The sequence below is a fragment of the Pseudomonas putida genome (assembly GCF_002906855.1).
Lineage (GTDB): Bacteria > Pseudomonadota > Gammaproteobacteria > Pseudomonadales > Pseudomonadaceae > Aquipseudomonas > Aquipseudomonas putida_N.
Window position 1 is genome coordinate 1,714,088 of record NZ_MINI01000028.1, and the last position, 21,513, is coordinate 1,735,600.

Consider the following 21,513-nt stretch of genomic DNA (forward strand, 5'->3'; position numbering starts at 1 on the left):
CACGGCCCTTCCTTAGTAACTGATCACCACGCCGACGCTCAGCTGGTAGTCATCGCCGGTTTCCAATGCGCTGCCGGCATTGAGATAACTGGCGCTGACCAGCGCGTTGACGTCCAGGTGCTTGCCATCGATAGCCACCGGAAACATCTTCCAGTAGTAGTTGAGGTCGATCATCTGCCCGACATTGCGCCCGTTGCCGTTGGTGCCCTGGGTGATGGCGCGGTTGCGTTCCGCGCGTTGGTCGCCATTCATGCGGATCGGCAGGGTGCCGTCGGCATCGCGCAGGTCGAGCTGGGTCACCCGCAGGTCCAGCGCGCTGCGCGGGGTGGGGCGGGTCTCCACGGCGAAGCCGTAGTAGCTCAGGTTGCGCAGGTCGAGGGCGACGAACGAGCTGGTCAGGCGAGTGCTGTACGAGCCGGTGCGGGTGATGCGGTCGGACTGGATGGCGTTCAGGCGGAAGCCGTCGTTCTCATCGCTGGGCTTGTCGGTCAGGCCGCCGCGCAGCGCCACGCGCGGGGTCCACGCCAGGTTGTCGAAGCGCTTGCCGACTTCGCCCAGCACCGCCCAGCCCTTGCTGCTGTGGCCAGTGGTGGTGACGCCGTTGCCGTCGGTGTTGTCCATCTTGCCGTCCAGCGCCGCCAGTTCCAGGTGATAGTCGCTGAGCACCGGGTAGGCCAGGTTGTCGCCCTTGAAGAACAGCCCGTAACGCATGCCCTTGAAGTCATAGCGGTCGTCGGCGTCGTGGCCGCTGTGGTCGTTCTCGTGCATCAGGCGCAGACCGACCTGGTTGTTCTGGCTCCAGCGGTAGGCGTACTGGCCCATCAGGTAGGTGGTGCGCTCTTCGCTGTCAGCCAGGCGGTTGACGTCGGTGTTGTAGTTGTGGAACTTCTGGCCGACGGCGAAGAACGCCTCGCTGAAGGTGTCCTGGTAATTGAAACGCAGCGACTCGAGGCTGTCGTCCCACCAGATGCCGTAATCGTCATAGAAACGCTGGCGGCCGAACGAGGCGGAGAAGCGCGGGTCGTCGCCGATCAGGTTGCGCTTGACGTACAGCTCACGCAGTTCGGCGTACCAGCCTTCGGGCTGCTCGCGCTCGTTGGCGTTGGACGCTTCGTTGGTCAGGTTGCTCGACTGGCTGGAGTCATAGTTCAACCACAGGCGGCCGTAGACCATCCATTTGGCCCAGCGCTTTTCCGGCGAGTACCAGGCGAACGATGGCTCGTAACGCAGGCTGTAGAACATCTCGCGGTCGCTGCCAACCTGGGAGTCTTCCGGGCCGTAGCCGGTCTGCACGGTGAGCTTGTTGAACACTTCCGAGGTGATGACCGGCTCGCTGCCATCCAGCGCGGCGATGCGCACCGGTTCGTTGCGGTCGGCTTCGGGGCCGGTGATTTCTTCTGCGGCGATGGCCGCTGGCAACGGCGCCAGGGCCAGCAGGGCGCCGAACAGGGGGTGATGCGCTTTCACAGGGTGGTCTCCTTGAACAGCCCGTTGCGAGCGGCCAGGGCGCGCTCGATATCATCCTTTGGCAGGGTCTTTTCCAGGCGCTTGATCAGGCTGCGCGCGCTGCGTTCACCCAGGTCGAGAGCGACGCGGGCGTAGGTATAGGCTTTGACCGGGTCGTGGCACAGGGCACGGCCGTAGGCGTGCAGGGTGGCCATGCGGTACCAGGCGGCAGTGTTGCCCTTGTCGGCTTCGGCCTGGAACAGCGCCAGGGCCTTCTCCTGGTCGGGCTGGTCCTCGACGCCCTTGCTGTAGTACTCGCCCAGCAGCAGGCCGGCACCGGGGTAGCCGCTGGCACGCAGCTCGTCGATCAGTGCGCGGGCCTTGTCCGGGTCCAGGGTCAGCCAGTTGTTGACCATGTAGAACTGTGCCTGCAGGGCCTTGGCCCGGGTCGGTTCGCGCTCGCGCACCTGGTCGATCAGCGCCTGGGTTTCCTCGGCGTTGTGCTCGGTCGGGTTGGAGATCATGTAGTTGGCCTTGGACACCATGGCCGGCACGAAGCCACGGGCCACGGCCACATCGCGCCAGCGCTGGACCCGGGCGGTGGCGAGGTTCAGCGCATCGCTCTGGGCTTTTTCGCGGGCCAGTTGTTCCGGGGTGGGTGGCAGCTTCTCGGCACCGGGCGTGCTGGCCTGGTTTTCGTAGCGGTCGGCTTCCTGTTCGGCGCGCTGCACACTGGTGATGCTGTCGAGCAGCGCGGCGACGCGGTGGATGATCTCCACCGGCAACTGCTCGCGCTCAGGTTCAAGCTGGTCGGCGAACGGCGGGAACAGGCGGTCCTGCTGCTCGCCGAGGAAGGCGTAGTAGCGGTCCAGGGCGCGCACGTCCACGCGCACCGCCTGGCGATACCAGCGCTCGGCACTGGCGCGGTCGCCCTGGCGCTCGGCGAGCACGGCGTGGTACAGCTCGGGGCGGCAATTGAGCAGGCAGGCCTGCTCGTACAGCGCCAGCAGTTGGCTCGCCTGGGCGCTGTCGACCAGCTCCGGGTAGGTCAGGAACACTTCCAGCGTGGTGCTGGTGTTGCGCGGGTCGAGGTTGGCCGGGTAGCGCGTCAGTGCCTGCGCCATCCACGGCCGCTGCACCTCGCGCAGGCTCGGGGTGCGGTCGATCAGGCGGGCCAGCGAAGCCAGTGCCGGGACCATGCCATGGCCGTCGGCAAAGGCCTTCTGGTACAGCGCTACCACTTCCGCGCGGCTGGCGTCTTCGCGGCCGGCCAGCACATCGCCAAGCAGCAGGGTACTGGCCAGGTCGCCACGGGCGGCCAATTCGCGCAGGTCGGTGGTGACCTCGGCCGACGGGTCCTTGTACAGCGCGTAGCGGATCTGTTCCAGGCTCTGCCCGGCACTGGCTGTAGTGGCGCAGGCCAGGGCCAGGCCGGCCAGCAGCAGGCGGGGAGGCATATTGGCGGTCATGGCGTCGTCGTCCTCGGCCGTTTAGCGCGCTGCGCCGAACGGCAGGCCCATGAACAGGTCGACCGCCACTGCTTTCTGGTAGGCCGCGGCCGGCAGCGGGCTGTCAGGCTGGATGGTCAGCGCCAGGTTGCGGTTGACCTCGTCGACGCGCGCGTCGACCACTTTGCCGCTGTAGTGCTGGTCGAGGCCAAACACCTGCATGTCCACCGACTTCACCCGGTCGACATCGGCGAGCTTGTCGAACGGCACGTTAGCGCGCACGAACAGGCCCTGGTCTTTGGGCAGCAGGTGCATCAGCGGGGCTTCCTTGTAGCCGTAGCCGTCCAGGCGCTGGCTCGGGTAGTAGACCGTGCAGTCGCACGGGCTGTTAATTACCGTTTCGATGGTGGCGCGGCCGAGCAGGGTCTGCAGGTCGCCAGGCGACAGGTCGGCGACCGCCTTCATGTCGGCCGGGCTGGTGAAGCTGGTGGCCAGCTGCGTGGAGATGCTGGCCAGCGGCTGGCCGGCCTGCACTTCGGTGGCGCCGGCGGGCAGCAGGTACTTCACATAGCCGTTGTCGGGCATGCTGATGACCTGGGCGTTGGTCGCCACCTGGGCCTGCAGCGCCGGGATACGGAAGAACAGCAGGTAGCCCTTGTAGCCAACGAAGGCCAGCGCGGCGACGCCAGCAGCGGTGTACAGCAAGGTGCCGGTCAAGGCCTTGAGGCGGGCGCCTGGGGTGCGTGCGCTGGCGTACTTCTGCTTGCGTTCCTTGATGTAGTTCTCGCGCTGCATGACATTGAACAGGCCATTGATGTCAGCGATTTCGCCGGACATGTAGGCGCTGATCAGGTAGCGCAGGATGTCGCGTTTCTGCGCATCGAGCTCGACGAACTGCGCGCCCACTTCGCTGCCACGCTGGGAGACGATGCGGATCTTGCTGTCGATGTTCAGGTCCACCTGGTTCAGGCGCAGGCGAATCGAAGCGTCGAACAGCGTGCCGACTTTCAGCGGTGCGTCGTGGGTCAGGCCCAGGCCACCCAAGGAGATGTCCTGCAGGGCCACTTCGAACGGGGTCTGCCCGGCAGTGGCCAGGCGCACCCGCGCGTTCATGCGGGTGCGCACGTACTGGCGCTCGTCGACTGCTTCGTGGACGATATTGGCCGCTGTCTTGCCCGGGGCCGCGGGAATGTTCGTGGTACTCATGTGCAGGCGCCTTTCCTTAACGTTGCGAGAGTTGTAAAAGAACGGTGATGACCCCGAAGAAGATCGCGATCGACGAGCACAGCATCGCCTTCGAGGACCAGCGGTTGAGGCGGGCGTCGAAGTCGACGCTGCCAGTGGCCAGGGTGGTCTTCTGCCGCGTCCAGCTTTGCTGGTCCATGTGGAACATCGCGTAGACCTTCATCAGCGAACCGACGATCTGGTTGTAATAAAGAACGAAGGGGTACATCGGGCTGACCGGGTGGCCGGCGAAGACGAACAACACCGTCACCAGGCTGCGCGAGATCAGCACCCAGAACAGGTACACCAGCAAGTACTGGATGCCGAACACCAGGCCGGCCACCACCGAGGCGGTCAGGCCCATCAGGCAGGTCCACATCGACACGCGCTGGTCGAGCAGCACATACAGGGTGAACAGCCCCAGGCGGGCGCGACCAAGCAGGGCGGTGGCGCGGAAGTTCTGTCGCAGCGAGTTGCCGTACCAGCGGAACATCAGCTGGCGGGTGGCAACCAGGAAGCTGTCACTGGGCGGGTGCTCGACGGTCAAGGTGTGGCTGTCGGGCACGTAGTAGGTGTTCCAGCCGGCGCGCATCAGGCTCAGCCAGCTCGACTTGTCGTCACCGGTGAGGAACTGGAAGCGGCCCAGGCGCCAGTGTTCGAGGAAGTCGGCTTCGACGTCGCGGATGAACTCGGGGTCGGTCATCACTTCGGCGCGGAAGAACGACAGCCGCCCGGTCAGGGTCAGTACCCGGTGCGACAGGGCCATCGAGCACATGTTGATGTGGCGCTGGACGAAGCGCATCGAGTGCCACTGGCGCATCCAGCGGCTGCCTTCGACTTCGCAGAATTCGTTGGTGGTCAGGCCGCCCACGTCCGGCAGCACGGCAAACAGCTTGACCGCACGTTCGACGCAACCGGGCAGCATCATGGTGTCGCCGTCGACCACCCCGACCACCGCGTCATTGAGCGGCATCTGCCGCGACAGCGCACGGAAGGCATGGGCCAGGCCGTCACGCTTGCCGGTGCCACGGGCGCGAACGATAACCAGCTTGATGTCGTCGCGGTCCTTGACCTCGTTGCGCATGATCTCCTTGATGAAGGTCTCGTCGCCTTTCTCGACGATCGAGGCGATCACCGTGCATGGCACGTTCAGCCGTTGCACTTCCTGGAATACCGACTGGTAGACCTTGAAGGTGGTCGTGGTGGGGATGCGGAAGCTGGTCACCACCATGAACATGTGCGAGGGCAGTGCGGCATCGCCCAGGCGCTCGACCTGCCGGCGCAGGCGCGGGAACTTCCAGTGCAGGAAATACATGCCGCGCAGGTAGTGGACGATGGCGTTGCCGTAGCGCCACATACCCAGCGTGCCGATGATGAAGATGAACAGGTGGTGGTTCGGGTCCAGGTACTGCGGCGCGACCATCTCCGAGGCCAGCGCGATCAGCCCGGCGAGGCACGCCCAGCCGAAGAAGCTGGCGGCTGCGCGCAGGTAGCCGGGTGCCACGAAGGGTGGTTGCTGTCGATCCATGTCGCCTTGACTCCTGTTTTTGCGGTGCCCGCGCGCCACCCCGCCCAGGCGTGAGCCTGTGGCAGGTGGAGCGCGGTGGGTGCCGGCTCGGTTACCAGCAGATGCCTTGGGTGCGGCTGTCGCTCAGGCCGGGCATGAAGCCGACCAGGTCGATCACCTGCTTGCCGTTGTCGGCTTGCAGGGCGCTGGCGAAGCGCGGGTCGTTGTTGCCCAGGACGATCACCTCGGCGTCATCGATCACCTGCTGCAGGTCGCTGTGCAGCAGCGACGAAACATGCGGGATCTTCGCTTCGATGAACTCCTTGTTGGCCCCGTGCACGCGGGCGTATTCGACGTTCTCGTCGAAGATGTGCAGCTGGTAGCCCTTGCCGATCAAGCGCTCGGCAAGTTCCACCAGGGGGCTTTCGCGCAGGTCGTCGGTGCCGGCCTTGAAGGCAAGGCCGAGCAGGGCGATCTTGCGTTTGTCCTGGCGCTCGATGAGGTCGAAGGCGTTCTGCACCTGCGAGACGTTGCTGGCCATCAGCGAGTCGAGCAGCGGTGCCTTCACGTCCAGGCTGGCGGCGCGGTAGGTGAGGGCGCGCACGTCCTTGGGCAGGCACGAGCCGCCGAAGGCAAAGCCCGGGCGCAGGTAGTAGCGCGACAGGTTGAGCTTGTGGTCCTGGCAGACCACATCCATCACCTCACGGCCATCGACACCGGCAGCCTTGGCGATGTTGCCGATCTCGTTGGCGAAGGTCACCTTGGCCGCGTGCCACACGTTGCAGGTGTACTTGATCATCTCGGCAACTTCGATCGGCTTGCGGATGATCGGCGCGTCGAGCTCGCTGTACAGCGACGCGAGCAGGTCGCCCGACTGGCTGTCCAGTTCACCGATCACGGTCATGGCCGGGTAGTCGTAGTCCTGGATCGCGGTGCTTTCGCGCAGGAATTCCGGGTTGACCGCCACGCCGAAGTCGACGCCGGCCTGTTTGCCCGAGTACTGCTCGAGGACCGGCACTACCACGTTCTTCACCGTGCCTGGCAGCACGGTACTGCGCACCACCACGGTGTGGCGGCTGCCCTTGTCGCGCAGGGCGGTGCCGATTTCCCGGCAGACCGCTTCCATGTACACCAGGTCCAGGTCGCCGTTCTTCTTGCTCGGGGTGCCGACGCACAGCAGCGACAGGTCAGTGGCGAGGATCGCCGCCTGCACATCGGTGGTGCCGCGCAGGCGGCCCTTGCTGACGCCTTCCTGGAGCAGCTGCTCCAGGCCCGGCTCGACGATGGGCGACTTGCCCTGGTTGATCAGTTCGATTTTCGCCGGGGAAATGTCCACCCCCAGCACATTGTGGCCGCGGGCCGACAGGCACCCCGCGCAGACAGCGCCAACATAGCCAAGTCCAAAGATGCTGATGTTCATAGATCCCTCTCCCTGGGGCACGGCAAAGCCGGCCGAGATACATCGTTCATGAAGTTGTCGTAATGGCAGACGCGCAGAAGTAAGCCGCGCTCAGAAGTGGCGTTGCAGGCTGTTTCTTAGTTGTCTTCTTACAGCCTAAAGGCGTTTTTATTTTTATTGCAAGCCTTGATGTCTATTTGTTTGAAAATAACTTACAAGCTCCATGTGAAAGTTTAAAAACCCTTATAAATCAATCATTTAAAGTTGCTGTTAGTTGGGCGTCAAAAAAATGATAATGCCGCAAGCGGCAATAAAGTGACGCCAAAGGCGTGGCGCCTTTGCGGTTTCTCCCTCGCGTTGTGCGGCTTGGCATGCACCGCCGGACGTATCAAATCCCTCTAAATCAGGGCCTCGCAGGGCTGACTGGTGGCGCAATACTGGCTTGCGACGCTGGCCGGCGATGGGCATAGTGACTGCACAGTCTGCAACTGCTTACAGGATTGTGAGCAGCACCCATGACGGCAAAGGAACCAGGAGAAACGTCATATGAAAGGACTCGGTCCACGCCTGCGGGAAGAGCGTGAACGGCTGGGCATGACCCAGCGGGTATTCGGTGATATCGGTGGCGTCGAGCCCAATGCCCAGGGCAAGTACGAAAGTGGTGAACGCACGCCGCGGGCGGACTACCTGGCGGCACTGGCGAACCAGGGTGTGGATGCGCTGTATGTGCTCAGCGGTGAGCGTACGCCGGCACCGCTGGAGAGCCTGACGGCGGATGAAAGTGGTCTGCTGAGCGCGTTTCGGCGTTTGCCAGCGGCCGACAAGGCGGCTTTGTGGCACTTGTTGGGACGTCTGGTAGGTGAGAGCAGCAGCAGTGAGCAGGCACGGCAACCGCGTCATGAGCGTCGGACGTTTCTGAAGGAAGTTTTACGCTAGGTCCGCCATGAAAAATTTTGTTAAGGTGGCGGGATCCAATCGCCCTGTTGACGAGGTGTCTGCTTGATTAGGGTCCTAGTGGTCGACGATCACGATCTGGTTCGAACCGGTATTACCCGTATGCTGGCTGATATCGATGGCCTGCAGGTGGTGGGTGAGGCGGATTCGGGCGAGTCGGCGCTGAAGCTCGCCCGGGAACTGAAGCCTGACGTCGTGCTGATGGACGTCAAGATGCCTGGGATCGGCGGCCTGGAAGCCACCCGCAAGCTGTTGCGCAGCCACCCCGACATCAAGGTGGTGGCGGTTACCGTGTGTGAAGAAGACCCGTTCCCGACCCGCCTGATGCAGGCCGGTGCCGCCGGTTACCTGACCAAGGGCGCAGGGCTGGACGAAATGGTCCAGGCGATTCGCCTGGCGTTTGCCGGCCAGCGCTATATCAGCCCTCAGATCGCCCAGCAGCTGGCGCTCAAGTCGTTCCAGCCGCAGGCGTCACCGTTCGATGCGCTGTCGGAACGGGAAATCCAGATTGCACTGATGATCGTCGGCTGCCAGAAAGTGCAGATCATCTCCGACAAGTTGTGCCTGTCGCCCAAGACCGTCAATACTTACCGTTATCGGATCTTCGAAAAACTCTCGGTCACCAGCGACGTCGAACTGACCTTGCTGGCCGTTCGCCACGGTATGGTTGACGCAAGCCTGTAAACCTTCATGTCACAAGTCTTTGATTCCAGCGCATTCCTGGCGACCTGCAGTGGTCGCCCGGGCGTTTACCGGATGTTCGACGCCGAGGCGCGGTTGCTCTATGTGGGCAAGGCCAAGAACCTCAAGAAGCGCCTGGCCAGCTATTTCCGCAAGACCGGCCTGGCGCCGAAAACCGCCGCGCTGGTGGGGCGCATCGCCCAGGTCGAAACCACCATCACCGCCAACGAGACCGAGGCGCTGCTGCTCGAGCAGAACCTGATCAAGCAGTGGCGCCCGCCGTACAACATCCTGTTGCGCGACGATAAGTCTTATCCGTACGTGTTCCTTTCGGACGGTGAGTTCCCGCGCCTGGGCATTCATCGCGGGGCGAAGAAAGCCAAGGGGCGTTATTTCGGGCCGTACCCCAGTGCGGGCGCCATTCGCGAGAGCCTCAGCCTGCTGCAGAAAGCCTTTTCCGTGCGCCAGTGCGAAGACAGCTACTTCGCCAACCGCACTCGCCCGTGCCTGCAATACCAGATCAAGCGTTGCAAAGGGCCGTGCACCAACCTGGTCACACCCGAGGAATATGCCGAGGACGTGCGTCACTCGGTGATGTTCCTTGAAGGGCGCAGCCAGCAGTTGGGCAACGAGCTCAACGAGGCCATGGAAAAGGCGGCCATGGCCCTCAACTTCGAGAAGGCCGCCGAACTGCGCGACCAGATTGCCTTGTTACGCCGGGTCCAGGACCAGCAGTACATCGAAGGCGGCTCCGGCGATGTCGATGTGGTGGCCGCCTTCGTCAACCCGGGTGGTGCCTGTGTGCACCTGATCAGCGTGCGCGGTGGCCGGGTGCTGGGCAGCAAGAACTTTTTCCCGCAGGTGGGCATCGAGGAGGAGGTGGCCGAAGTCATGGCCGCGTTCCTGTCGCAGTACTACCTGGGCAATGCCGAGCGCGAGCTGCCTGGCGAGTTGATCGTCAACGTGGTGCACGAAGACTTCGAGGCCATCACCGAAGCCGTGCAGAGCCTGCGCGGTCGCGAGCTGGCCATCAGCCACCGCGTGCGCGGCACCCGTGCGCGCTGGCAGCAACTGGCGGTGACCAACGCCGAGCAGGCGCTCAATGCCCGCCTGGCCAACCGCCAGCACATGGCCGCACGCTTCGAGGCCCTGGCCGAAGTGCTCGGGCTGGATGAAGTTCCGCAGCGCCTGGAATGCTATGACATCAGCCACTCCAGCGGCGAGGCCACGGTGGCCAGCTGCGTGGTGTTTGGCCCGGAGGGCCCGATCAAGTCGGATTACCGTCGCTTCAACATCGAAGGCGTTACCGGTGGCGACGACTATGCCGCCATGCACCAAGCCCTGACCCGCCGTTATGGGCGGATCAAGGACGGCGAGGGCAAGTTGCCCGACGTGCTGCTGGTGGACGGCGGCAAGGGCCAGCTGAACATGGCCCGCGAAGTGATGCAGGAGCTGGCTTTCACCGACCTGACCCTGCTCGGCGTGGCCAAGGGCGTGACCCGCAAGGCTGGCTTCGAGACCCTGTACCTTAACGACGTGGCCCACGAGTTCACCCTCAAAGGCGACAACCCGGCGCTGCACCTGATCCAGCAGATCCGCGACGAAGCCCACCGGTTTGCCATCACCGGCCATCGTGCCCGGCGCGGCAAGGCCCGCCGTACCTCGAGCCTGGAAGACGTCGCCGGGGTAGGGCCCAAGCGCCGCCGCGACCTGCTGAAACACTTTGGCGGCCTGCAGGAGCTCAACCGCGCCAGTATCGATGAGATCGCCAAAGCCCCCGGCATCAGTAAAAAGCTTGCCGAGTCGATTTATGCCAGCCTGCATAGCGAGTAGAATGCCGGGTTCAACCCGCAGCCAGTCGTACCGATGAATATTCCAAACCTGCTCACCGTTCTACGCGTCCTGCTCATCCCGATCTTCATCCTGCTGTTCTATATGCCCTATCACTGGAGCTACATGGCTGCCAGCACGGTGTTTGCCATCGCCGCCGCCACCGACTGGCTGGACGGCTACCTGGCGCGTCGCCTGCAGCAAAGCACCCCATTCGGCGCCTTCCTCGACCCTGTGGCCGACAAGCTGATGGTGGCCGTGGCCTTGGTGCTGCTGGTGCAGGTGCACGCCAACTTCTGGCTGACCCTGCCAGCGGCGGTGATCATCGGTCGCGAAATCGTCGTTTCGGCGCTGCGCGAGTGGATGGCCGAACTGGGGGCACGTGCGCATGTGGCGGTGTCCAACCTCGGCAAGTGGAAGACTGCGGCGCAGATGCTGGCGCTGGTGATCCTGCTGGCCAACCCGCCGGTGGTGAGCTTCTGGGTGGTACTGGGCTATGGCCTGCTGCTGGTGGCAGCTGCCCTGACCCTGTGGTCGATGGTGCACTACCTGGTAGCCGCCTGGCCGCATCTGCGCGAAGGCTCCGAGCAAAAATAAAAGTTTTTTGAATCAAGGGGTTGACGCCGTTTCAGATATCGCTAGAATGGCACCCATCACGACGCGGGAATAGCTCAGTTGGTAGAGCACGACCTTGCCAAGGTCGGGGTCGCGAGTTCGAGTCTCGTTTCCCGCTCCAAATATAGATCTACAGAGTTCCATGGAAGTCTGTAGATACTTGAAAATAGACGCTTCGGCGTCTTTTTTCGTTTCAGCGCAGTCTGCCTGAACCCATCAGCAGCCACGAAATTTAAGTACAGCACGAAGGTCCACAAGGCACGTGAGTGTCATTGACGCTGGCCTCGCGTAGTGCGGCAAGATGCGGACGTTCGGCCAGCCACATGACATTGGCGGCCACTGATACAACTCGTTGATGGACACGCTGACGTGCGGGCGCAGCAGCGTCAGGCTGCTATTGGATGCCTCGTGGTGCATGGGTTGAACCCACCCGTGACCAAGGCCCAGCGCAAGAGCCTAGGGCCATGTCTCCGATGCCTTGGCAAAGACCTTGCGTCCCAGATCAGCGGTATGTTTGTCTCGTGCAGACGAGGTCGGTGGGATTCCACTGCCTTTTGCACGAGTGCCTGGCTTTCTGGCAATAGGTAGAAATGAGGACACAGGCCAAAGGCAGACACCATTTCTCCCCCGAGCAGGGGCTCAAGCGCGGGTGTTAACTGTATACACCCCCTCGACAGCGTGCTCCGATAGGTTGATTGCTCAATCATCCCATTGGGTATTGTCATGCAGACAGATCGAGCATCCACCGTTCCCGACGCGCTCGCATTGGCGCAAGCCTATCAGGACAGCATCATTGCCAAGCGCCTCCCCGCCTGGCTGAAAGCTGCTACCACGGAAGAACTGCAACAGCTTCGCGCAGCAATGCGCCGAAGCCTGGACACTCGCCGCCACCTGTCGAGGGTCCTGGCGCAGATTGAGGGCATCGACGCATTCGCAACGCCGATCCTGGCCTCGCAAATGCAGGCGAAGTTCGGCCATGCGTACAACGTTCGACGTTGGCAGATGCTGGTTGGCAATCGGGAGGTCGTGATCAATGCGCTACCCGTGGGCGCGCACCTCACCGAAGTGAAGTACGAGCCGATGCCGCTGCTGGAGGCGGCCTTGCGCAATTTCACTGAGGCAGAGACTGCTTCGGACAGAACCCTGGACGGCGCGCAACCCAGGGGAAACCGTTTGTTGAATCCTCGGCAGGGCAGCGTGACGCCACCCAGTGCGGACCAGTTTGCGCGGTTCTGTCGAGAGTTGGACCTAGGCGCGCAGTATCAACAGCATCTGGACGAAGCATTGCAGCCCACGTCCGGTTTCGATCAGGCATCGGGCACGCCTCGCCTGTTGGCTGATGCCCATCGTGATGCGCTGCTGGTGGATGCCTATGAGGCCAAGCTCACAGGTGTGCTGACTCAGGCGGAACTGCAATTGATCGCGGGACTTTGCAACGACAATGCCTTGGGTAGGTTGAATGGCGATCCTGTAGTCGCTAACCGTCTTCAACTGTTGGGCCATACGATGCAGCAGATCGTCGTGCTCGCGGTCATGGACGAAGGCATCATTCGCAACACCATCAAGCGGGTACTCGTGCACATTCCGGGTGATGAACATGGCGCTTGGTGTGCATTCGAGAGTCTGCGCAAATTCGCAAATGCGCTGGGCCGGCGCTTGCGCGAGCCGAGTTACCAAAAGTTCTTCACTCGCTTTGTACGACGGCGCGATAGCCAGGCCTTCTTCGGTGAAATCATTCCAGCCTATGCCGATCTGGTCTCGACCGCCAATTACGAACTCAATGAAGAGGTCGAGCCGTATGGGTTGCCGCTGTTCAATACACTGGCGACAGCGCGTATAGCACAGATCAAAGATGATGCAGCCATGATCGCCGTGCCGGTGGCCAAGCTGGACCGGGCGGTCGAAGTCGCGCATAACCGGCGACTGGCGGCCGAGGGATGGACGCTGCTGAACCTGGCAGGCCTGTTTGTACCTGCCATTGGCCTCGGCTTGCTTGCCATCACGGCATGGAGGCTATTGGGCGAGGTTTACCATGGCATCGATGCCTGGCGTGAGGGTGACGACAATGAAGCACTCGGTCACTTGCTCAATGTGGGGGGCGATGTCGCGGCGATGACAGTGACATCGGCGGGTTTGCTTTTGACCCGACGTTTATGGCATGGCGCCACAGTGGTCGATGAGCTGGTGCCTGCTCACCTTGAAGATGGCACGGTCAAACTGTGGAACCAGGACCTCTTGCCTTATAGATTGGCCGGGCCAGCGCCAGGGGCCGTTCGGGACGCCCAGGGCATTCATCGCCTGGGTACGTTCGCGTGGGTGGAGATTGACGGAGGCTACTACGCAGTAGAGCAACGAGTGACAACGGGGGCGTGGCGGCTGTTGGCTCGGGAGGGTCACGCACCGTTGCTATGCCACAACGGCGCAGGTGCCTGGCGTTTGTGGAGCGAACAGCCTGCCCAATGGGATGACCTTCACACCTTGTTCCGCCGTTTTGGCGAGGATGCCCAAGGGTTGGATGAAGAGCAGATCGACCAGGTTCTGGCGGCTCATGCGTTGGATGCAGAGCATCTGCGTGGACTTCATGTGTACGGTCGGGCACTTGATCCCGAAGTGATGGACACGGTGCTACGCGTCAAGCTTGATCAACGTATTCGCAATGTCATTGGCGATCTTCGTTCAGGCAAAGCTGTAACGGATCAGCTTGTGCTTGAGCATGCCCGCAGCCTGCTGGGGAACAGTACAAGCGTCAGTGCCGACTTGGCCAATCAAATCTCGCCTCGAAGGCGTGAGCTGTTCCAGCGACTGTACGAAAGCATGCAGGAAACCGACTCATCCGGTGTGGCGCAGCTTCGCCGGGTATTCACCAGTTTGCATGGGCCAGCGGCGAGAGGCTTGATAAGCGCTGCCAGTGTGACGGATCGTCGTCTACTGGAAGTCGACAAACGCATTTCATTGAGTTTGTCAGAGGCTGTCCGCAACTGTGTGCAGCGGATTCGCACGGCGAGGGCCTATGAATCGGTGGTGATCGATTCCCCGCAGAATGCGGACACTGCAAGAGCTGCAGTGGCAATGAGCAAGTATCTACCGAATGCCTCCACCGGCATTCGTTGGCGGCTACTTGAGGCTGGGAGTGACGCAAACATTAAGTTGCTGGATAGCGAGTCTGGCACTCGACAACGCGGGCTCTTGCATCGGGATGGGCGCTTTCAGTTGCTTGATGATCAAGGCACTGCCGTGGGGGCTCCAGGGGAACTGTTTGACATCATGGCCTCAGCCTACGACGAAGGGCTGCGGCAATCTTTGGGAGTAAGCGATCCGATTGCTCATAACCTGCGGGTGCTACTGGCTCGGCTTGCTAACGTTCGACGTGCGGAAGTCCAGGCGCTGTTTGGGCGGCGCCAAGGCGACGGAGTATGGTTTACGCCGCCCCAACGTATACAAGACGGGCGTATTGGTTACCCGTTGAGTGGGCGGGGCGAGGGGGGCGCGCCAGTTAGAAGACGACCGCAAGCACTGTTCGCCATTATTCGTTCTCTCTATCCATCATTCTCTGATGAGCAGTCCCTTACTTGGATTAGCGATGTACAGGCAGCAGGGCTGAACCTGGAATCGGAGCTGCAAAGGTTGGGGCAGGAACTGGAGGCACTCGGAACCAGTCTTCATCAATGGCAGATGCGTGCTCCGATGGGAGGGGAGCGCAGCGTGCGGCGAGAGTTTCGTGAGTCGTTGGTCAATTGCTGGCGGCGACGACTCACTTACCCAGGACCAGCCACTGGGCAGACCCACAGTTATCGTTGGGCCATCTTCAATCTATCACTCCCGGCGCTGCCTGAACTGCCCTCACAGGTCAGCTTTGGCCATGTCACCGAGATGGCGGTTTTTGAAGTGGGGCTCACAGCGCTGCCGGAGCAGTTCATACGGGCGTTTCCGAACCTGAGAACATTAGAGCTTCCAGGGAATCGACTCACACAATTGCCATTGCAGCTGATGCAAATCAGATTATTGCAGAGTCTGGACCTCTTTGGTAACCAGATTGTGATGACGCCTGCTCAGGCAACCATACTGGCCTGTTGTGAATCACTGGAGTACATCAACCTTTCGTTCAATCCCCTTGGGCGGGTGTTCTCGCTGGCCGGGCTTGGCCGGCTACGACGATTACATATGCGCAGTACGGGGATCAACCAACTGCCTAATGCTCTGACGGATCGACCGGATTTGCTTTTGGCTGATTTGCGTGACAACCAGATTGATCGCTTGCCTGAGCATTTCTATCGAGCGCCCGGGTGGATCCGCCGTAGCATTCTGGTACGCGGTAATCCACTGACCGAGATGGAGATCTCGCGCTTGCGAGCATCCTTGGAAGGCGTGGGAACGTTGCGTGAAGAGGTGGTTGTCGATGCCGTAGGGCACTCCCGTCGGCGTTGGTTGGATGCCTGCCAGAGTACACATAGAGGAGAGTTCTCTTTGCATTGGGACAATCTCCAGAGCGCCCCTCGGTCAGGCGAGTTTTTCTCCATGCTCACACTCCTGCTGCGTTCGGCCGATTTTCATCAGAGTCCTCAGGCGTTGGCAGATCGCGTGTACTCGATGATTGTGGCTATGTCGGAGTACTCCAGCTTGCGGGAGGAGTTATTCAACGAGGTAGACGAAACCAATTGCCAGGATGGTGCAGCGCTTACCTTCAGCAACTTGGAGCTGCGCATGTTGGTGTGGCAAACGCAGCGCGGTGCTGAAGATCGAGAAGAGGGTTTGTTGCACCTGGGGCGACAGTTGTGGCGGCTGGATGAGGTAAACCGCATTGCACTTGAGGAGATACAGGCCCGGCGAAAGGATGGGGCAGATCCTGATGAGGTCGAGGTCGGGCTGGCCTATCGAGTGTCCCTGCGTGATGCGCTCGACTTGCCTGCGCAGCCCGGCGGCATGCTGTTCAGAGAGTCTGCTCGGGTAGACGAGGCGGGTGTGGCCGATGCACTGGCGCGTGTTCGGGAGGCTGAAACTTCCGCCACAGTTGCTGCATCCCTTGTCGAACGTGGTTTTTGGCAGGACCATTTGCAGCGAACCTATGGGGCGCGATTTGAAGCCGTCGATGCGCCTTTTCATGAGCAGTTGAATGTGCTGATGGACGAGCAGGCTGTTCCGGACGGTGAACGGCTGACGGAGATGAACCGGGTGCGGGATGCGCGCCAGGCTGCACAGCGTCAATTGATGGAGGAGTTGACCTTGGCTGCGCTGGAGCCTGGCGCTGATCCGCAGGCGAGCGGTGGTACAGAAGAGCCTGTGTCGCCGGGGGCGTCCGCGGTTTAAGCAGTTGCCGCGCGCGTCGTTCTCAGCCGATATGCAGGCGGTTGCGACCCGCTTCCTTGGCGACGTACAGTGCTTGGTCGGCGCGTGCCAGCAGCGCCTCGCTGTTGTCCAGGTCGCAGCCACGGGCACTGGCGACGCCGATGCTTACGGTCACCTTTTCAAAAGGACTGTCAGCGTGGGCAAGCGGTTCCAGGGCCAGGCAGTCGAGCATCGCCTGGGCTACCCTGGCCGCGCCTGCGCAGTCGGTATCCGGCAGGATCGCTGCCAGCTCCTCGCCGCCGTAGCGCGCCAGCAAGTCGGGTGGCCGGCGCGTGCAGCCCGCAAGGCGCTGGGCCACTTGCTGCAGGCAGGCGTCACCGGCCAGGTGGCCGTGGCTGTCGTTGTAACGCTTGAAGTGATCGATGTCGATCATCAGCAGCGCTAGGGGCCTGCCACTACGCCTGGCCCTGCCGACCTCCTGGGCCAGGGTCTCGTTGAAGCGGCGCCGGTTGGCAAGTCCGGTCAGCGCATCGTGCATCGCCAGGCGCTCCAGTTGCTGGTTGCTGTCGAGCAGTTGCTGCTGGGTCACCCGCAGTTCACCTTCTGCCAGGCTGCGACGACGCATGGCGCCGATCAACAGCCAGCCGATACTGCCGATCAGCAGTAGCAGGCCGCTCACCACCAGCGCCGACAGTTGCGCTTCCAGCTGCCAGGCCGCCAGTGCCTCACGCTTGCCCAGGGCGACAGTGGTCACCAGAGGAAGCTGGTCGCTCTTGCGAAACGCATACAGGCGTTCGACGCCATCCAGGCTTGACGTGAACGAAGCGGTACCCACCGACTTGTCGATCAGGTACTTGGCATAAATGGGCGAGCTGGAAAAATTGCGCCCCATGTCCTGCTCGCGAAACGGGTAACGCACCAGCAGCGAGCCATCGGTGTAGGACAGCCCGATGGCCCCGTCGTGGCCGAGGTCGATCTGGCCGAACAGGCGCAGGAAATTCTCCACGCCCAAGGTCACGGCCACCACACCGGCGAATTGCCCGGTGACGTCGTCGAAGCGGCGGCTGATGGTGATGACCCATTCCTGAGTAGCGCGGCTGCGTATGGGCAGCCCTATGAAGGGCTCGCGGGAAGGGTCGTCACGGTGGTGGATGAAGTACGCCCGGTCGCTGCTGTTGGCACCGGCCGGGATGGGGCGGTTGGAGGACATCAGCCAGCGCCCGTCCCTGTCGTATACGGTGATCCCGCTCAACTGCGGCATCAGCGGTTGCTGCCTGCTGACAAGCTGGCTGAGGCGTTCGATCTGCCGTGGCCCGCTGCCTTCGGTTTCAAGGCGTTCGACCAGCCCGAGCAGGATCATGGAGCTTTGCCGGACAATCCCCTCGGAGTAGGTGGACAGGGCTTGGGTCAGGTTCAGGCCATGGATGTCGACTTCTGCAAGGGCGCGTTCGCGGGAAGCCATGACTTTCCAGAGCGTCAGCGAAGCGAGGGAGCAACCAATGACTGATAGCAGCAGAACGACGAGTTGAATGTCACGCTTCACGGTAGTACCTGATGGAAATCCGAATTCCGACGCTGGCGATCAATCGTTGAAAGCCATGGCATATAGCCATTCCTGGCTGCAGGCAAGCATACAAGGCGCTACCTGAAAGCGCAGTAACTACCGTAACGCCGGGCCATGCCGGGCAGGGTGCGGCCATCCGTGGGGATGATCATTGGCGCCATAGCAACATGGCAGATTGAGACTATAGTAACGTCATAAAAACAGGGACTGTGGGTGCCATGTCTACGATCGATCTGTCGTCCTCGCAAAGTCTTCGCAAACGCGTGTTGTTGGCTGGGGCACTGAATATCGGCTCCATCGTCGCCTCCCAGGTCATCCGATTGGGTGGCAACCTGATTATCACCCGTTTGCTGCTGCCGGAAATGTTCGGCCTCATGGCCATTGCCACCACGGTTTCGGTGTTGCTGCTGTTGCTGTCCGATGTAGGGCTGCGGCAAAACATCATTCAAAGCCCGCGCGGCGACGAGCCGCTGTTCCTCAATACCATCTGGTCACTGCAGATCATTCGCGGCCTGGGGCTGTTTGTGGTGATGCAGCTGGTGGCGCTGGCGTCGTGGATTTCCCAGCACTTCGAAATGTGGCCGATGCATTCCACCTACGCTGACCCTCAGCTGCCCGGGATACTGGCTGTCACCGGCTTTTTCGCGATCATCTTCGCCTTCCAGTCAACCAAGATCGATGTGGCCATCCGCACCTTCCAGCAGAAGAAAGTGGTGCTGGTCGAACTGGTTTCGCAAATCGCCGGCCTGGTGGTGATGCTGGTGATCGGTTATCTCTTCCGTTCCATCTGGGCGCTGGTGGCAGCAGGCCTGATCTCCACTCTGGTGACCACAGTGCTCAGCCATATGATTTTCCCGGGGCACAAAGACCGCCCGCAGTGGGACCCGGCAGCCCTGCGCGAGATCGTCAATTACGGCCGTTGGGTGTTTCTGTCGTCCGCCGTCGGCGTGCTGGCCATGCAGGGCGACCGGATCTGGTTCGGCGGCAGCATGACCGTGGCGCAGCTGGGGGTGTATTCGATTGCCGTGGGCATTCTGGCGGCCTTCCAGCTCAGCCTGCAGCGGCTGGCCGGGGCGGTCGCCTTGCCGGCCTTCAGCGAGGCGGCCAGGACCGGCGACATGGAGCGCCTGCGCAATCTGTATTTCCGCTTCAGGCTGATCTTCGATGTGCTGACCCTGTTCACCTGCGGCTTCCTGTTCACCGCCAGCCCGCTGATCATCCATTGGCTGTATGACGCCCGGTACCAGGACGCCGGGCACATGATGGCGATTCTGTCGCTGTCGCTGTTCACCTTGCGCTACGGCCTGACGCAACAGATCTGGATGGCCTTGGGGCTGACCAAGTACATGGCCATGGACAACATCATCCGGGTGGTGGCGCTGTTCACCCTGATGCCGTTGCTGCTGGCCATCGGCGGGGTGACCTACGCACTGTGGGGGGTGGCCCTGCATACCTTCTTCACGCTGTTCCTGATCTTCAAGGTCAGCCACCAGCTGGGCATGCTGAGTATCAAGCGTGAACTGGTGGTCTTGCCCGTCATGGTGTTTGGCGCCCTGTGTGGCCAGTTCATCAGCCACCTGTTCGCCTTCTGATCGGCTGTACCAAGGACCTGAACGATGAATGTGATCGACTTTTTTGATCGGACCCGAATCATCAATATCCCGTCCAGAACGGACCGCCGCGAAGAAACCGAAGCCGAGTTCGCCCGCAACGGCTTCCACATCGATGACCAAAAGATCGGCTTTTTCCCGGCAGTGACGCCTACCGGCCAAGAGGGCTTCCCCAGCATCGGCGCCCGGGGCTGCTTCATGAGCCACATGCAGATACTGGAAGAAGCCGTGCGCCTGAATGTCGACAACATCCTCATCATGGAAGACGACATCCAGTTTTCCCGGCACATTGGACCGTTTGGCAAGAAGGCCATCGAGTCCCTGCAAGGCATGGACTGGGACATTGCATACCTGGGCCATTCCTGCGAGGGCAATTCCGATACCCCGGGCTGGGCACCGGTCGATCGCCCCATCCACCTGTCGCACTTCTATGCGGTGAACGGCAAGAGCGTGGGCAAGCTGCGGGACTTTCTCGCGCAGATCCTGCAGCGCCCGCCAGGGCACCCCGACGGCGGGCCGATGCACTATGACGCGGCCCTCAACACGCTGATCCACACCGACAAGAACATCCAGGCCTACTACTTCACCTGGAGCCTCGGTTACCAAAGGCCTTCGCGCACCGACCTGCATGCCTTGTCGATATTCGACCGGCTGGCCATGCTGCGGCCGGTGATGGCCTTGTATCGGCGCTTGAAGGCGGAAAAACTCAGGAGAACCCGATAGCCTTCAGCGCATTCAATTTCAGTATTGGGCTGATAGTGCCCGATGTCGCAATCAGGCCTTCCCAAAAGTTGCTCAAGGACAGCGAAGTGCTGAGGTGTGCCAAGGCCAGCCGGCTGAACATGGACCCGCTGGAACCACTTCTGGGCGACCACGCATTTAGGGCGTCACATGCCTGTCATGCGCGGCTGATAGTGTGCCGGTCCCATTTCGTGGCACAAGGTGTGCAGCGGTGTATCCCGGCACGACCCGCAAGCAGTTCATGCTCCGTTCCAGCGACATGCGCAGCGACGAGTTCGCCGCCTTGTTCACGCAACTGTACGGCAACTTGTATGCCGACATGCCGCCACTGGGCGAAGGTATCGCCATCGGTGGCGTCTACGGCCGTTTCGGCGGCATGAGCGTGCGGCACATGCAGTATCGGGGCGACTTCACCATCGTCCTGCCGGCGCCGCAGGACGAAATTACCTTTGTGCTGCCTACTGCGGGCAAGATCATCTTCGACCACCGCAGCGAGTCGATCGGCGGTGCCCAGGTCGGCCTGGCAGTGGACAAGCTCGACATCCGTTCGGTGAGGATCACCGATGGGCATGCCCAGTGCGGTATGTCGATCCGCCGCAGCGCGTTCGCCGAGCGGCTTTCGACCCTGCTCGAACAACCCTTGCCTGCGCCGATTCGCTTCGCGCCGCAGGTCGACCTGGGCAACCCGGCGTTTCAGGGGATCCGGGCCTTGCTCGAACTGGCAACCGGGACCGAGTTCGACCAGTTGATCAACACCGGCCTGCTGATGCCTGTGCGCTTGCAGGAGATGCTGGTCGACGCGCTCCTCGAAACCTGGCCGCACAACTACAGCGAGGCATTGCGCAAGCCGGCCCCGGCGATTGCACCGCGGCACGTGAAGCTGGCCATGGCCTATTTGCGCGAGCATCCGGCCAGGCAAGTCAGTGGCAGCGAGCTGGCGGGGTTGGCCAATGTCAGCCTGCGGGCCTTGCAGGATGGCTTTCGGCGTTTTGCCGGGACATCGATTGTTGGCTATCAGCGGCAGGTGCGGCTGGAGCAGGCGCGAGAGGTGCTGGCGCGCGGGGAGGGCGGGTCGGTGGCGGAGGTTGCCTTGCACCATGGTTTCAGCAATGCCGGGCGGTTTGCCCAGTACTTTCAGCAAGCCTTTGGTGTCAGCCCGGCTTTGATTCGGCGCCGGTAGTCGGGGGCCACAAAGTGGCCCCCCTTCAGGC

At 61.9% G+C, this 21,513-nt stretch carries 14 protein-coding genes and 1 tRNA gene; 9 read left to right on the forward strand and 6 right to left on the reverse strand.

The genetic code is table 11. From position 1 onward, the window contains the following. Nucleotides 1-12: 12 nt before the first annotated feature. The 5 genes from BGP85_RS08290 to BGP85_RS08310 all read right to left on the reverse strand — a co-directional run bounded on the left by BGP85_RS08290 (nt 13) and on the right by BGP85_RS08310 (nt 7,045). Nucleotides 13-1,467, reverse strand: coding sequence for an alginate export family protein (locus tag BGP85_RS08290; RefSeq protein WP_103446726.1), 1,455 nt, complete (start codon nt 1,465-1,467; stop codon nt 13-15). After that, complete coding sequence (locus BGP85_RS08295; protein WP_103446727.1) at nt 1,464-2,915, reverse strand: tetratricopeptide repeat protein; 1,452 nt, start codon at nt 2,913-2,915, stop codon at nt 1,464-1,466. The genes BGP85_RS08290 and BGP85_RS08295 overlap by 4 nt, the downstream gene beginning before the upstream one ends. A gap of 21 nt (nt 2,916-2,936) precedes the next feature. Beyond that, nucleotides 2,937-4,100, reverse strand: a complete 1,164-nt coding sequence (locus BGP85_RS08300; protein WP_103446728.1) for a PilZ domain-containing protein — start codon at nt 4,098-4,100, stop codon at nt 2,937-2,939. Nucleotides 4,101-4,116: 16 nt separating this feature from the next. Next, nucleotides 4,117-5,646, reverse strand: coding sequence for a glycosyltransferase (locus BGP85_RS08305; RefSeq protein WP_181004468.1), 1,530 nt, complete (start codon nt 5,644-5,646; stop codon nt 4,117-4,119). A 91-nt stretch (nt 5,647-5,737) separates the two neighbouring features. Next, nucleotides 5,738-7,045, reverse strand: a complete 1,308-nt coding sequence (locus BGP85_RS08310) for a nucleotide sugar dehydrogenase (protein ID WP_103446729.1) — start codon at nt 7,043-7,045, stop codon at nt 5,738-5,740. 525 nt (nt 7,046-7,570) lie between these two features. Between BGP85_RS08310 and BGP85_RS08315 the strand changes: the two genes are divergently transcribed. From BGP85_RS08315 to BGP85_RS08340, 6 genes are all read left to right on the forward strand, one after another. Then, on the forward strand, nt 7,571-7,960 hold the full coding sequence (locus tag BGP85_RS08315) for a helix-turn-helix domain-containing protein (RefSeq protein WP_103446730.1): 390 nt from the start codon (nt 7,571-7,573) through the stop codon (nt 7,958-7,960). A gap of 63 nt (nt 7,961-8,023) precedes the next feature. Then, nucleotides 8,024-8,662 carry a response regulator transcription factor GacA gene (gene gacA / locus BGP85_RS08320; protein ID WP_054884910.1) on the forward strand — a complete coding sequence of 213 codons (639 nt, stop codon included), beginning with the start codon at nt 8,024-8,026 and terminating at the stop codon, nt 8,660-8,662. A 6-nt stretch (nt 8,663-8,668) separates the two neighbouring features. Next, on the forward strand, nt 8,669-10,492 hold the full coding sequence (gene uvrC / locus BGP85_RS08325; RefSeq protein ID WP_103446731.1) for an excinuclease ABC subunit UvrC: 1,824 nt from the start codon (nt 8,669-8,671) through the stop codon (nt 10,490-10,492). A 33-nt stretch (nt 10,493-10,525) separates the two neighbouring features. Further along, nucleotides 10,526-11,086 (forward strand): CDP-diacylglycerol--glycerol-3-phosphate 3-phosphatidyltransferase, encoded by a 561-nt coding sequence (gene pgsA, locus BGP85_RS08330; RefSeq protein ID WP_103446732.1) that lies wholly within the window; start codon nt 10,526-10,528, stop codon nt 11,084-11,086. Between the two features lie 63 nt (nt 11,087-11,149). Continuing rightward, nucleotides 11,150-11,225 (forward strand) — tRNA-Gly (locus BGP85_RS08335). Nucleotides 11,226-11,827: 602 nt separating this feature from the next. After that, a complete protein-coding gene (locus BGP85_RS08340; protein ID WP_103446733.1) occupies nt 11,828-16,408 on the forward strand; it encodes an NEL-type E3 ubiquitin ligase domain-containing protein in 4,581 nt (1,526 codons plus the stop codon). 22 nt (nt 16,409-16,430) lie between these two features. Here BGP85_RS08340 and BGP85_RS08345 read toward each other — a convergent pair whose 3' ends face one another. Then, nucleotides 16,431-17,930, reverse strand: coding sequence for a sensor domain-containing diguanylate cyclase (locus BGP85_RS08345; protein ID WP_103446734.1), 1,500 nt, complete (start codon nt 17,928-17,930; stop codon nt 16,431-16,433). A gap of 239 nt (nt 17,931-18,169) precedes the next feature. Here BGP85_RS08345 and BGP85_RS08350 point away from each other — a divergent pair, with 239 nt between their 5' ends. The 3 genes from BGP85_RS08350 (at nt 18,170) to BGP85_RS08360 (ending at nt 21,482) form a co-directional block, all read left to right on the forward strand. Then, nucleotides 18,170-19,543 (forward strand): oligosaccharide flippase family protein, encoded by a 1,374-nt coding sequence (locus BGP85_RS08350; protein WP_103446735.1) that lies wholly within the window; start codon nt 18,170-18,172, stop codon nt 19,541-19,543. A gap of 24 nt (nt 19,544-19,567) precedes the next feature. Continuing rightward, nucleotides 19,568-20,284: a glycosyltransferase family 25 protein gene (locus BGP85_RS08355; RefSeq protein WP_103446736.1), complete on the forward strand. Its 717-nt coding sequence runs from the start codon at nt 19,568-19,570 to the stop codon at nt 20,282-20,284. 259 nt (nt 20,285-20,543) lie between these two features. Then, nucleotides 20,544-21,482, forward strand: a complete 939-nt coding sequence (locus tag BGP85_RS08360; RefSeq protein ID WP_374755298.1) for a helix-turn-helix transcriptional regulator — start codon at nt 20,544-20,546, stop codon at nt 21,480-21,482. The last annotated feature ends 31 nt before the right edge of the window (nt 21,483-21,513 follow it).